12 protein-coding genes are annotated in these 13055 nt (G+C 68.9%); 5 read left to right on the plus strand and 7 right to left on the minus strand.

What is annotated here, in order from left to right; genetic code table 11:
• Nucleotides 1-121: 121 nt before the first annotated feature.
• Together ACYVHQ_RS03640 and ACYVHQ_RS03645 are read right to left on the minus strand one after the other, a co-directional pair.
• The gene (locus ACYVHQ_RS03640; protein ID WP_460510771.1) at nt 122-745 is read right to left on the minus strand and encodes a hypothetical protein; all 624 of its coding nucleotides are present in this window, start codon (nt 743-745) and stop codon (nt 122-124) included.
• Nucleotides 746-852: 107 nt separating this feature from the next.
• Nucleotides 853-1644 (minus strand): hypothetical protein, encoded by a 792-nt coding sequence (locus ACYVHQ_RS03645; RefSeq protein WP_460510772.1) that lies wholly within the window; start codon nt 1642-1644, stop codon nt 853-855.
• 47 nt (nt 1645-1691) lie between these two features.
• Between ACYVHQ_RS03645 and ACYVHQ_RS03650 the strand changes: the two genes are divergently transcribed.
• Nucleotides 1692-2201: a hypothetical protein gene (locus ACYVHQ_RS03650; RefSeq protein ID WP_460510773.1), complete on the plus strand. Its 510-nt coding sequence runs from the start codon at nt 1692-1694 to the stop codon at nt 2199-2201.
• Between the two features lie 406 nt (nt 2202-2607).
• Here the strand turns inward: ACYVHQ_RS03650 and ACYVHQ_RS03655 are convergent, their stop codons facing one another.
• Complete coding sequence (locus ACYVHQ_RS03655) at nt 2608-3216, minus strand: TetR/AcrR family transcriptional regulator (RefSeq protein ID WP_460510774.1); 609 nt, start codon at nt 3214-3216, stop codon at nt 2608-2610.
• A 124-nt stretch (nt 3217-3340) separates the two neighbouring features.
• On the opposite strand from ACYVHQ_RS03655, the gene ACYVHQ_RS03660 reads away from it, so the two are divergent.
• From ACYVHQ_RS03660 to ACYVHQ_RS03675, 4 genes are all read left to right on the plus strand, one after another.
• Entirely contained in the window at nt 3341-4711 is a 1371-nt protein-coding gene (locus ACYVHQ_RS03660; RefSeq protein WP_460510775.1) for an MFS transporter, read from the plus strand.
• A gap of 68 nt (nt 4712-4779) precedes the next feature.
• Nucleotides 4780-7260, plus strand: a complete 2481-nt coding sequence (locus tag ACYVHQ_RS03665) for a glycoside hydrolase family 2 TIM barrel-domain containing protein (protein WP_460510777.1) — start codon at nt 4780-4782, stop codon at nt 7258-7260.
• Between the two features lie 12 nt (nt 7261-7272).
• Nucleotides 7273-8481 carry a glycoside hydrolase family 1 protein gene (locus tag ACYVHQ_RS03670; RefSeq protein ID WP_460510778.1) on the plus strand — a complete coding sequence of 403 codons (1209 nt, stop codon included), beginning with the start codon at nt 7273-7275 and terminating at the stop codon, nt 8479-8481.
• Between the two features lie 97 nt (nt 8482-8578).
• On the plus strand, nt 8579-9343 hold the full coding sequence (locus ACYVHQ_RS03675; RefSeq protein WP_460510779.1) for an SDR family NAD(P)-dependent oxidoreductase: 765 nt from the start codon (nt 8579-8581) through the stop codon (nt 9341-9343).
• A 1116-nt stretch (nt 9344-10459) separates the two neighbouring features.
• Here ACYVHQ_RS03675 and ACYVHQ_RS03680 read toward each other — a convergent pair.
• From ACYVHQ_RS03680 to ACYVHQ_RS03695, 4 genes are all read right to left on the minus strand, one after another.
• On the minus strand, nt 10460-10696 hold the full coding sequence (locus ACYVHQ_RS03680; RefSeq protein WP_460510780.1) for a hypothetical protein: 237 nt from the start codon (nt 10694-10696) through the stop codon (nt 10460-10462).
• Nucleotides 10697-10809: 113 nt separating this feature from the next.
• On the minus strand, nt 10810-11133 hold the full coding sequence (locus tag ACYVHQ_RS03685; protein ID WP_460510781.1) for a hypothetical protein: 324 nt from the start codon (nt 11131-11133) through the stop codon (nt 10810-10812).
• A gap of 85 nt (nt 11134-11218) precedes the next feature.
• Nucleotides 11219-11647: a hypothetical protein gene (locus ACYVHQ_RS03690; RefSeq protein WP_460510782.1), complete on the minus strand. Its 429-nt coding sequence runs from the start codon at nt 11645-11647 to the stop codon at nt 11219-11221.
• A 572-nt stretch (nt 11648-12219) separates the two neighbouring features.
• Nucleotides 12220-12915, minus strand: a complete 696-nt coding sequence (locus ACYVHQ_RS03695) for a hypothetical protein (protein WP_460510783.1) — start codon at nt 12913-12915, stop codon at nt 12220-12222.
• Nucleotides 12916-13055: the final 140 nt, after the last annotated feature.

Below are 13055 nucleotides of genomic sequence, written 5' to 3' on the forward strand. Positions count from 1 at the left end.
GCGCGACCCTACGCCGCGGCCCGGGACACCGTCGGTGGACCGCCCGCGTGGCCGCGACCCGCGTCGAGGGGCGACCCGGCCCGTGACGGCGCCGCAGGAGGCGCCGGAAGGCCTGGGGAGGTCAACCCGCCGGCGGCGCGGGCGGTGCCCACTCCTGCTGCGGCGGAGCCAGGAGATCGGGACGACGGCGCTGCAGGTGCTCGAGCAGGTCGGCGTGGTGCAGGTCGAGGCCCATCGAGTAGAACAACCGCGACCGGTCGGCGCCGCGCGCCTGGATGCCGCCGTACTGGTTGGCCAACGGGGCGATCTCCGCGATCTCCGTGAGGGGCACGACGCGCTCGGCCCGGAACCCGCGCCGGACGACCATGCGGTCGGGCAGGACGTCCATCCGCGTCCGCGCCAGGGAGCTGGCCAGGACCAGGAGGGCCGCCCCCGCCCCGAGGATCGCGAACGGCGTGACCACGGCGCCGGTCTCCATCGGGGCACCGTCGGCGTCGCTCGCGACGACGACCACGGCGAGGGCGAAGAAGCCGCCGACCACCACGAACAGGACGCCCAGGACCCGGATCACCACGTGCTGCCACCGGCGGGGCCGCACCGAGAAGAGGACGCCGGTCACGGCGTCGGGCTCGAGGCCCGCGGGCCCGCGGCGGCGGTCGCCCCGCCGGACGAGCGTCGTGACGATCATCGGGATGATCAGGGCGGCCAGGAACGCGATGGTGAAGGCGGGGACCAGGGTCGACATGCGGCGATGCTAGGGCACGAGTACAGGGTGGCGCACGGACCGTTCGGCGTCTTGGCGGGACCGCCCCCAGGACCGGGTGCGCGAGGGGCTCCTGCCGCTGCTCTCCATCACGGGACGACGCACGTGCCGACGAGGACGACCGTCGGCCCGGACCGCGCGTACGACCAGCGCTCGAGCTGGTCCGAGACGGGGACGACCTGGTCGAAGCCCACGTCGTCACGGTCCGCCCCGATGCCCTCGCCCGCCCAGAACTCGCGGACCCCGCCCAGATCGCTCCGCGTGCCGGGGATCTCGTCCGCGCCCTCGGGCAGCAGCGGTGCGCCGACGTCGTCGACGAGCTGGTCCGCGGCGTACGAGTACCGCCACGAGACGCCGGGGCCGCCGTTGTCGAGGACGCACTCCTCGCTGCCCAGACGGGCGGCCGCGCCCGGGCCGTCGCGCCCGACCGCGGGGTCGCCGCCGAGGGCCACGACGGTCCCGTCACCGATCCTGCGCAGCTCGTCGCCGGCCTCCTGCCCGGGGTGGCGCGACTCGGCCTCGGTGGGCGGCTGGGCCCGCCGGTGCAGGTCGGCGATCGCGACCGGGACCTGGGCGCCCGCGACGAGTCCGCTCGTGAGCACGCCGATCACCAGGACCACGATCGCCGCGGCGAACGCCACGGACGAGCGGCGGGGATCGCGGCGCCGGGCCCGGGCCTCGAGCACGAGGACCGCGACGGGCGCCCCCACGCCGAGCACCGCTCCGGCGAGGAGCCCGACGAGCACGGTCGTCTCGCCCGCGCGCCCGTCGGAGGACCCGAAGTCGCGGCCCAGGAGTGTCCCGAGCTGCACCGTCCAGCCGACGACGAGGGCGATCGGCAGCGGGATCGCGAGGGCGATGCCCGTCCCCCGCCCTGCCACGGCGGGTGGCCCCTGCGCTTCGGTCCCCTCCGCACCCGCTGCGGGTGGTGGTGCGTCCATCTCAGCCCCCTGTCGACGTCCTGGCCCCATGGTGGCCGAACGAGGGCGGCACCGCCACGTGGCGACGCCGGGTCGGCACCCATCCGTTCGGGGGCAGACCCGCCCGTGCGCCCGGCACTCGCGTCGGGGACAGGACGGATCCTCCTCCTGCCGCGCCCCTCCGGCCCCGTGCCGCCCGCACCCGGGCCCTCGCACGGATCTCGTTCGGCCTGACCGTCGCCGCCACGACGGCCGCGACGCTCACCTCGTGCGGCCTCGTCGACCGCTCAGATCCCGAGTCCCAGGAGGCGGCGGCCTACCTCGACGAGGCGTGCGGCACCGACCTCACGGGCGAGGAGTACGAGGGGGTCGCGTACGGAGCCTTCTCCTTCACGACCGAGATCGACGGCGAAGAGGTGGACGTGAAGATCTGCGACCCCGACGTACCCCCGACCGAGGTGGTGCTCTGCACGAACGACGACCAGGACCCGACGCCGATCCCCGTGCCGAGCGACTGAGGCCGGACCCGACGACGGACCGGGCCGCGCCCGCCGGTCACGGCGACAGCTGTCGAAGTGGCCCCCGTCGAGCTGACCCCCGGCGGAGGGGGCCGCAGTGCGTCCTCGGGTGGACGCCGACGTCGGCGGCGAGCCACGTGGTCGTCACTCTCGGCTCACGATTCCGAGCGACACGGACGACATGGTCGCGGAACCCCTGCGGGTGAGGCACGCGTACGACGGCGTCCCTCCAGGCCGACCTCACCGGGCGAGCCGGATCAGACGTCACCTGTCCGCGCAGCAGGCCCAGCGTCGGCACGGACAGCGACCCAGAGACCACGTCGATGACTGGCCCGCTGGACCGTGATGCCCTTCCGTCGACCTCAGCGGGGCGAGCAGAGCCCCGGGCTGAGCGGTACTCGAGCGGCTACGGCCGGATCGCTGCAGGCAGCTCAGAAGGGGCGAGGCTCACGCCGCAGAGGGCGAAGAACGACGTGATGTGACCCTCGAGATCGATGGAGGAGTCGTAGAGCCACTGGATCTGCAGGCCCTCCGTGGATGCCATGAGCAGCGTCGCGCACGTCTCGGGATCCAGGTCGGGGAGCAGGTCTCCTGACGCCTCGAACCTCTCGAACATCTCTCGGAACGCGCCGCGGACGGCGTCGTAGCGTTCAGCGAAGTACGCGTGGGCAGGATGCTCGGAGCGGGCTGCCTCCACCGAGAGACGAGCGTAGATCTCCGCCAGCCCCGGCATGCCCGAGAGCTCACCGAGATGGTCCACGACGCCGACAGGAGCATGCGACAAGCCCGCGTACCGAGTCCGAGCGAGGTCGTCACGCCGGCGGAGCACCCCGACGAAGATCTCGTCGCGCGAGGTGAAGTGGTGCAGCAGACCGTTCTTCGTCAAGTTCGTCTCGGCCGCGATCTCACGGAGCGTCACGGCGGCGTAACCCTTCTCCTCGACGAGGCGAAGGGCCGTGTCGAGGATCTCCTGTCGCTTGGCGTCGCCCTTGGCGTAGGTACCGCGTCCGACCATGCCTCGACCTTAACGCAAGACCTCGGTCTGGTTTTGGCTTGTCCCGAAAACCAGATACAGGTATGGTTTGGCCCGCCGGGCGTTGCTCGCCCGGCTCACGAGCTCAAACCGACGGAGTTTTGACATGACCGAACGACACGACCCTGCTGAGGACCTGGTGAGCCCGGTGCCGACGGGACCATCCGCGGCAGCGGGCCTCGCAGCTGCTCAACTCGGCGAGGTCGCTCTCAGCCGCCCGGTGCCGCGCATGCGGGTGCGCCAGCTCCTCCCCGTCTTCGTCGCGCAGTTCACGTTGTACGTGGCGTTCGTCGCGCCGACGGCTTTCTCTCTCGCGGTCCGGGTAGGGTCCGTAGCCCCGGACTCCCGCGACTACGTCCTCGCCCTGGCCGTCGGCATCCCCGGCATCGTGGCCATCTTCCTGACGCCGATGGTGGGGGTCCTCAGCGACCGGACTCGTTCACGGCTGGGACGCCGTCGACCCTGGCTCATCCTCGGCGGAGCCCTCGGCCTGATCGGCGCGTCGGTGGTCGGCCTGACGGACTCCGTCGTGCTCCTCGTAGCCGGGTGGCTCGTGGCGTTCCTCGGGTACACCTTCTCCTCGGTCATGATCCTGGCCTACTTCGGGGACCATCTGCCCGCTTCCCAGCGCGGCCGCGTGATGGGCATCAACGGCACCATCACCCAGGTCGCGCCGATCGCTGGCATCACCCTCGCCGGGGCCTTCGCGGAAACGCCGTCCTTGATGTTCCTCGCCCCCGGGCTGGTCGCGTTCCTCGGCCTGGTGGTGTTCATCGCCACGATGCACGACCGGCAGGTGTCGGAGGAGCACCGGGCCCTCAAGCTCGGCGCTCTGTTCCAGGGCTTCTGGTTCAGTCCTCGCAGGTACCCCAACATCGCCTGGGTGTGGCTCAGCAAGGCGCTCGTCTTCTGCGCCATCGCCTTCATGCAGATCTACTCGGTGTACCTGCTCACGACCCGGCTCGGCATGACCGCTGCCGAGGTCGCCGTCCTCGTCGCCCTCGTCGGCACGATCGGGATCCCGGCAGCCATCCTCGGAGCTCTCGGCTCCGGCTGGCTCTCCGACAAGCTCGGCACGCGAAAGCCGTTCCTGATCGTCAGCGCCCTGGTGCTCGGCGCCGGGCTGATCACCATCGCCACCGCGGCATCTGTGCCCCAGTACATCATCGGATCGACGATCTGCTCCCTCGCCATCGGCATCTACGGGGCCGTCGACCAGGCGTTGCAGCTCGACGTGCTCCCCGACGACGAGAACCAGAACGGCCGGTTCCTGTCGACCCTGAACTTGGCCAACCAGGTCCCCCAGGCCATCGGCCCGTTCGCCGCCGCCGCAGTCCTCTTCCTGGCGGGCGGTGAGTACGGGTCCGTGTACTGGGTCGCGGCGCTCTTCGCCGTCCTCGGTGCGGCGGCCATCATCCCCATCAGCCTCGGGCGTCGCGCGACGCTCTCGACGACCAGCGTCCAGGTCGAGCCCTGAGCACACCACCGCGCCCTTGCCAGGGCATCTCGCTCTTCGAACCGCCACCACCCCCGGGAGGACTCCCCTTGACCCGCACATCGTTCAACGCAGACTGGACCGTCCGCCCCAAGGTCAGCCCCTACGCCCAACTGGCAGGAGCACGGCAGGGCAGCACCGAGGTCACGCTGCCCCACGACGCCGTGATCAGCACGCACCGCACGCCCGAGGCCGACTCGGGCGGACGGAGCGGCTACTTCCCCGACGGCACGTTCGAGTACCAGAAGACCTTCGACGCCCCCGAGGACTGGCAGGACCGTCGGGTCGCCGTGGAGTTCGAGGGTGTCTACCGTGACGCCATGGTGTTCGTCAACGGCGCCTTCGCAACCCAGCGACCCAACGGGTACAGCGCCTTCACCGTCGAGCTCGACCCGTTCCTCCGGTACGGACAGGCCAACACGATCCGCGTCGACGCCCGCTCCCACGACGACTCCCGCTGGTACACAGGAGCCGGCATCTACCGCGACACGACCCTGATCGTGACCGACCTCGTGCACGTCGCCGACAACGGCGTGAAGGTCACCACCCCCACGATCGAGGGCACCCACAGCGTGGTCCACGTCGCCACGACGGTCGAGAACCGCTCCTTGCGCACGGTGACCGCGAAGCTCGCAACGACCGCCACGGCCCCCGGCGGTCGTGAGTTCCGCGCCGACGAGGCACCCGTCACCGTGCGCGCCGGAGCGAGGGCCACGGTCCGACAGCGCATCTACGTCGACGACCCGCAGCTGTGGGACGTCGACGCGCCCCACCTCTACGGACTGCGGTCCCACCTCCAGGTCGACGAGCACCGGGCCCACGTCGTCGAGACGACCTTCGGCATCCGCACGATCGACGTCGACCCCGTCCGCGGCCTGCGCATCAACGGGTCGACCGTCAAGCTCCGAGGCGCCTGCGTCCACCACGACAACGGCCTGCTCGGGTCCGCGACCATCGCGCGCGCCGACGAGCGCCGCATCGACCTGCTCAAGCAGGCCGGCTTCAACGCGATCCGGAGCTCGCACAACCCCCTGAGCACCGCGATGCTCACGGCGTGCGACCGAGCCGGGATGCTCGTCATGGACGAGACCTTCGACATGTGGCTCGAGGGCAAGTCGTCGTTCGACTACTCGCTGAGCTTCGGCGAGTGGTGGGAACGTGACGTCGAGTCCCTGGTCGACAAGGACTTCAACCACCCGAGCGTCATCTTCTACTCCATCGGCAACGAGATCCTCGAGACCGGCGACCCCCTGGGCTCGACCTGGGGACGAGCCCTGGCCGAGAAGATCCGGTCCCTCGACGACACACGCCTGGTGACCAACGGCATCAACGGCTTCGTGTCCGTCCTGCCCGACATCGTCGCCGGCATGCACGCCCACAGCGGTGGGGAGGCCGACGCTGGTGACGGCGGCGTCAACGGCCTCATGAACTCCGCCGCCGACTTCATGAACCAGGTCAGCGCCTCGCCCCAGGTGAGCGAGAAGACCGCGGAGTCGTTCTCCGTCCTCGACGTCGCGGGCATGAACTACGGCGACGGCCGGTACGCCCTCGACCACGAGCTGTTCCCGAACCGCGTCATCGTCGGCAGCGAGACCTTCCCCACCAGGATCGCCGAGTACTGGCGGCAGGTCCTCGCCCACGACCACGTCATCGGCGACTTCACCTGGACCGGGTGGGACTACCTGGGCGAGGCCGGTGCGGGTCGGGTGCAGTACGCCGACGCCCCGTCGTCCTTCGAGGCGCCCTACCCCTGGCTGACCGCGTGGACAGGAGACCACGACATCCTCGGCCACCGCCGCAGCATGTCGTACTACCGCGAGACGGTCTTCGGTCTGCGGCACGAGCCGTACATCGCGGTCCTGCGGCCCGAGAACCATCACCGCACCGTCGTCCCGGGGCTCTGGGCCTGGAGCGACTCCCTCGCGACCTGGAGCTGGGACGTCGAGGACGGGCATCCCCTGACCGTCGAGGTCTACAGCGATGCCGACGAGGTCGAGCTGTGGGTCAACGGCAGATCGTACGGGACCGCGCCGACCGGCCCCGAGCACGATCACCTCGCCACGTGGGAGGTCACCTACGAGCGCGGCGAGATCACCGCCATCGCGTTCAAGGACGGCGCCGAGCACAGCCGCACCACCCTCACGACCGTCGCCGGCGTGACCCGGCTCGCCGTCACGCCCGATCGCACCCAGTTGCGACACGACCACCAGGACCTCGCCCACATCGACGTCGAACTGCAGGACGACGCAGGGGGACTGTCCACGCAGGACCGCCGCACCGTCCATGTCACAGTCGAGGGGGCAGGGATTCTCCAGGCGCTCGGCAGCGGCCGTCCCGACAACGACCAGCCCTTCACCGCTGCCAGCCACGACACCTTCGACGGTCGGCTGCTCGCGATCGTCAGGCCCACCGGGACAGGCCCCGTCCGGGTCACGGTCACCGCCGACGGTCTCGACCCCGTCGTCGTCGACCTGGACGTCGCCCCTGCTCCCCTCGGCCAGCCCGCACCATTGTCGACGAACCACTCCTGACGCGGAGGAACCATGAACGACCACAGCGACGACTTCCTCTGGGGCGCTTCCTCCGCTCCGCACCAGATCGAGGGCAACAACCTCGCCAGCGACTGGTGGAAGAACGAGACGACCATGCCCGGCATGGAACCCAGCGGTGATGCCGTCGACAGCTACCACCGCTATCGCGAGGACATGCAGCTCCTCGCCGACGCGGGACTGAACTCGTACCGCTTCGGCATCGAGTGGGCACGCATCGAGCCACGCCCAGGACACGTCTCCCGAGCCGAGCTCGCCCACTACCGGCGCATGATCGACACGTCCATCGAGCTGGGCCTGACGCCCGTGATCACCCTGAACCACTTCACGATCCCGCTCTGGTTCGCCGAAGAGGGGGGCTGGACCGGGGAGACGGCCCCCCGCCGCTGGAAGGCGTACCTCGAGGCAGTCATCCCCGTCCTCGACGACGTCGAATGGCTCATCACGTTCAACGAGCCGAACATGCTGTCCATGATGATCAAGGCCCGCGAGATGGCCGAGTCGGGCGAGCTCGGCGAGTGGCTCAGCCCGACCCTCGAGGACCAGCCGGGCTCGGGCCGGGTGGCCGAGCTCCCGGACCCAGACCCGGAGATCGGCGCACGTCTCATCGAGCTCCACCACCAGGCACGCGCCCTGCTCCGGGACCGCACGACGGCGAAGGTCGGTTGGACGATCGCGTGCTCCGCGCTCACCGCGACACCAGGAGCCGAGGACGTCCTGCGCGAGGTGCGGTGGGTCTGGGAGGACCTCTACCTCGAGGCGTCGCGGGACGACGACTTCCTCGGTGTGCAGTCGTACTCGTCACAGGCCGTCGACGCGGACGGACTCGTTCCGCACCCGCCGCATCCTGACAACTCCCTCACCGGTGCTGCCTACCGGCCGGACGCCCTAGGCATGGCCCTGCGGCACGCGCACGACGTCAGCGCGGTCCCCCTCCTCGTCACCGAGAACGGCATCGCCACTGCGGACGATGCGCAGCGCATCCGGTACATGCAAGGAGCACTCGAAGGCCTCGAAGCAGCCGTCGCGGACGGGGCCGATGTCCGCGGCTATCTGCACTGGTCAGCCCTGGACAACTACGAGTGGGGACACTGGGACCCGACCTTCGGTCTCATCGCCGTCGATCGCGAGACCTTCGAGCGCTTCCCGAAGCCCAGCCTGGCCTGGCTCGGTGCCAGGGCCCGGCGGGCCCTGGCACCCTGATCGCCCCCGCGCTCCTGGCCAGCCAGCCCTTCCCGTGCCACCTCGACGAACCCACCCATCCACAGCCGACGCACCGCGTCACCCTGAGAGGACCCCCGTGACCGAGAACACCACCGTCCCCCTGCGTTTCTCCGGCAAGACCGTCATCGTCACGGGAGCCGGGAGCGGCATCGGCCGCGCCTGTGCGCTCCGTTTCGCCCGCGAAGGTGCCCGCGTCGTCGCCGCCGACGTCGTCGCCGATCGTCTGGACCAGCTCGTCGCCGAGAACCCCGACCTGGACCTCGTCCCCGTCGCAGGAGACATCACCAGCCAGGACGGCATCGAGGCCGTCGTCCGTGCAGCCCAGGGACGTGTCGACGCCCTGGCCAACGTCGCGGGGGTCATGGACGGCTTCGTCCCGGCAGCAGAGATCGACGACGACGCCTGGGACTTCGTCTTCGCCGTCAACGTCACGGCCGTCATGCGCCTCACACGCGCCGTCCTCCCCCTCATGCTGGAAGCAGGCCGAGGAGCGATCGTCAACGTCGCGTCGGAGGCATCGCTCCGAGGCTCGGCCGCGGGCCTCGCCTACACGGCGTCCAAGCACGCCGTCGCCGGGATGACGAAGAACACCGCCGTCATCTACGCAGGGCACGGGATCCGCACGAACGCGGTGGCCCCGGGACCGACCCTGACCAACATCGAGGCCCCGATGCGATCGGAGGTCGCGGCAGCGGTCCTCGGCCCGCTCATGCAGGCGACCATCCCGGCTCCCGTCGACGCCGACGTCATGGCTGCGTCCATCACCTGGCTGGCGAGCGACGACGCCACCAACGTCAACGGCGTGATCCTCGCCTCCGACGGCGGCTGGTCGGCCATCTGACGCCGCCGTACGGCGAGTCCCTGTCCAGCGCGTCGCTGAGCTCACCGAGATGCAACGGGAATGCTCGCCCATGCGTCACGCCGGGCAGGGACACCAGCCCGACGGCCGCGCCATGGGAAGACCTCGCTCCCGCGCTCCCGGTGCCGCGTCGCAGGAGCCGCGTGTACGCCTCACATGAGTGTCCAGCGACCGAGCCCCGCTGCCCTCGCCCGCGCTCGAGACCGACGAAGCACCCTCCACGACGGACGTCGCTGATGTCTCGATGCTGGAGACCCAGCCCAGAGCACGAGCCGGACGACCGGCTCAGACGACCGACGGAGCACGAACGAGCACCGATGACCGATGACCGATGACCGATCCCCTCCAGGGACACCCGTCTGTCGATGAACGGCCTCGCCTTTTCGGCACGTCTGGCCAAGGGGCAAGGCATCAGGAGGTGCCGAACCGCGATCAGCACTTGTCTGACCTGAAGAAGATCCTTCGGGGAACGGCCACTGCTCGCTCTGATTCTCGAGCGGTCAGAGGTACGACAATCTCATCAGGAACGGCATTCCGGCACTTCTGTCGGCCCTCGACCAGCTGCCCGTGGTCCTCCTCGAACTGGCATTCCCCGCAGACCGCCGGCTCCTTGTCGGCCAAGCCCGCGTGCTCCTCCCAGGGGTGCTCGCAAGCCGGGCACATCGTCTCCCTTAGACGCCGATGCAGTGCACGACCTGATAGCGCGACGGGGTTGCTCATGAGACGAGTATCAAGCCTTGCCACAGCGTCCAGAGATGGATCCCCTACCGGACACGGGGGTGCAGCTCGTCTGCTGTGCAACTGTTCGAGATGACTTCACAGCAGCAAGCACTGTGGACGCGCATCACTGTGACGTGCGCCGTAGTCGGACTGGCGCTCCGCGCCAGCACCCGCTTCGCCACGCAGGCACTCTCGGCCCTCTTGCCCCTCGGGGTGACGCTTCTCGTTCTGGCAGTGGCCAAGAGGTTCGTCGTGCGACGCCACTCGCGGTTCTGATCCGCGGCCGGGTCATCGTCTACTGGAGCATCGCCGGGACGTGCGACGCGTCGCTGTTCCTCTGCGAGCACCCGACATGAAGCACGGTGCGCGTCGTGGCCGTCATTCGTGGTGATCGTCGATCGACGCATCTCCTGCAGGCCCGTCCTCGACGACTGTGATGCCGGGATTCCAACCGTGCCTCTTCCACCAGGTGCGAAGGGCCACCCCCAGAGACCAACCGATGGGCCCCGAAGCAAGCACCATGAAGGCTCCGTCGAGCCAGACGAGCAAGACGACGCCGATCAAGACGCCGAGCGCGCACAGAAGGTAGATCTTCCTGGGCGACATCGGCTGCATGGCCACAACGTACCGACCCTGAAGCTCGGAGCTTGGCGCGAGCACGCCCAGGTCGTCGCCATGGCCGATCCCCTACCGGACGCGACGGCATCTACGACTCAGGGGTGGTTGTATCAGTTTTCGGAGGCTGTAAGCGTGGAGGTCAAGTTCCCGGGCCTGAAGTCGCCACCAAGACGGACGAGCTTTCGATAGTCACTCCAGCCATCCGTTCGCGTCTCAGAGGGATCGAGCGTCTCTACGAACAGCTCGAAGCGACGCTCCCCCTTTACCTCGTGCACCCAATCAAGGACCTCCTCGATCGATCTTGCACCGGTGATGCGATGCGGATCGTGCGTCGCAGCATGCTCTATGTCGTCAGTTGTCCAGAAGCAGACCCAGTAGGTCGACGGATCCTCTTGCTGCGCGCCGAAGTACGACTCGTCCCATTCAGCCTGCATGTGCCCTCCTCGCAGGTCTCACGCTAACGGGATCTTCGACTCGGCAGTCGTCCCATGAACGAATCGTCTATCGGGCAGGTGACGGTCAGCCCGAATCGTAGCGGAACTCACGCTGAACCTGCGCGAAGTCGTAGACCTCGAGCTCGAGCGCATCGGCCAGAAGATCCCCTTCAAAGAGCCAAGCATCCTTCTGGTCCGCGGTGTCCCACCCCGTTTCAGCGAGGTGCCGCTCGAAGAACTGGCACCACTCGCGCAGCCGGTGAGCAAGCTCCATCGAGAGCCCGTAGTCCTCAGGCTCCATCGTGTACTTGCCCGTGCCGTCCTCCCAGAGAGGATAGGCATGACCCCAGTCGACGAAAAACCGGATCGACCGCAACTCACGGTCTCGGCAGCGACGCTCACGCGCGAAGACTCGCTCCGCAGAGATCCCTGGCGGCACGACCAACTCGACCTGCGTCACGGGATCAACGACGACGCTCTCCCCTTCCACGACACCATGGTCCCACCAGTTCATCCTCGCAGTCACCGATCGGCCACCGGACGACCGCGCCGGCGGGTCGATCCCCCGCAGCTAAGGGACTCGGCCTGTCTTGATAGGTCAGTCCGGAATCGTTCTTGGTGAGGGATCGTCTATCGGGCACCACGACCCCACACCTGCGCCGTGCGCTATGAATAGGGATGCCGATCGAGCCTGTGCCGAATACAACGCTGACATTGCAACGGATCTGCCCCCGGATGTGGCCGCCAGCCGGCTAGTTGCATTCCTCCAAGGGCTCACGAGCCAGCCTGTCACCACAGCACACACCGGCAGCGTCGACCTAGGGTCTCGAACTGCGTACCGATTTCTGGGTGGGCTCCTGCAAGCGGGCAGAAAACGACTTCCCACGATGGTCACGTGGTCCATCACCCCTCAGGGAGCGGGTAGTGCGCTCACCCTGAAGATGAGAAGCGATGAGGGTAGCTACTTGGTCGCGACGCGCGCTCACTACGCCGTCTACGAGGAGCGCTTCACCAGGCTCGAACGAGACATCGAGAAGAGCCTCACTTAGACATTCTGCCCGGCAGCCGATCCCCTATCGGGCGCACTCACGGCCGATTGACGGTGTCCCCGCGCGAGGAAAGGTCAAAGTCGTGGCGCACCTCGAAGGCCTCAAAGCGCCCGTCGGCAAGAATCGCGTCGGCGAGGGCACGGCCGCCAGCGACGATCGTCGAGTCCCAGTCGATCTCGGTCGCCAATACCCACGCGTGGTCCTCGGGCCAGAGCAACTGCAGCGACGGCGTCCGCAGTCCGTTCCTCCAGCCCAGGCGCATCGTGTGCCCCCAGTCGGGGTCGCCGACTTCGGTCAGACTCGTCTGCGCGAGCACGCGCGCCGGATCAGGCAGCTCGAGGACGGCCGGGGTCCGGAGCTTCTGCCCGCTGCCTCCTTCCCAGAACGCCGCGACGGCGTCGTCCGGCGTCGTCGTGGCCGCGGCGAGGAGAGGCGCGAGCTCGGCGAGCACGAGCGGATCGAGCCAGCCGACGTCGCTCGAGTGGCGCGACTCGTCGACCTCGAGGAGCCGCTCCCACTGCACCAGGGGGTGCATGACTCGCCCCCGCCGGGTAGCGATGTCAGCCCAGCGGCGGCGGGACCAGTCCTCCTCGTCGCCGCGCTTCCAAGGCCTGGGGTGCAGGAGGCGCACGTACGCCTCGAACCCGTGTCCAGCCACGGAACCCACCTGCGCCCATCCGTGCATGAGGCCTGCCAACCACGCTCCCCGGTCGACGTCGCTGATGATCTTCATGCTCGAGACCTTGCCAGGGCCCGACCGGACGACCAGCTCCGAAAGCCGACGGAGCACGACCAAGCCCGGATGACCGATCGTCTACTGCGACACCACGGCCTACGACATGGTCGATACCAACGACGCCTCTCGGCCATGAT

The organism is Frigoribacterium salinisoli (assembly GCF_054781095.1).

What these genes read in the sequence shown, in the direction of transcription:
- ACYVHQ_RS03660 (WP_460510775.1), top strand. Translation starts at nt 3,341, where the DNA reads ATGACCGAACGACACGACCCTGCTGAGGACCTGGTGAGCCCGGTGCCG.
- ACYVHQ_RS03680 (WP_460510780.1), bottom strand. Translation starts at nt 10,696, where the DNA reads ATGCAGCCGATGTCGCCCAGGAAGATCTACCTTCTGTGCGCGCTCGGC.
- ACYVHQ_RS03670 (WP_460510778.1), top strand. Translation starts at nt 7,273, where the DNA reads ATGAACGACCACAGCGACGACTTCCTCTGGGGCGCTTCCTCCGCTCCG.
- ACYVHQ_RS03690 (WP_460510782.1), bottom strand. Translation starts at nt 11,647, where the DNA reads ATGAACTGGTGGGACCATGGTGTCGTGGAAGGGGAGAGCGTCGTCGTT.
- ACYVHQ_RS03655 (WP_460510774.1), bottom strand. Translation starts at nt 3,216, where the DNA reads ATGGTCGGACGCGGTACCTACGCCAAGGGCGACGCCAAGCGACAGGAG.
- ACYVHQ_RS03640 (WP_460510771.1), bottom strand. Translation starts at nt 745, where the DNA reads ATGTCGACCCTGGTCCCCGCCTTCACCATCGCGTTCCTGGCCGCCCTG.
- ACYVHQ_RS03695 (WP_460510783.1), bottom strand. Translation starts at nt 12,915, where the DNA reads ATGAAGATCATCAGCGACGTCGACCGGGGAGCGTGGTTGGCAGGCCTC.
- ACYVHQ_RS03685 (WP_460510781.1), bottom strand. Translation starts at nt 11,133, where the DNA reads ATGCAGGCTGAATGGGACGAGTCGTACTTCGGCGCGCAGCAAGAGGAT.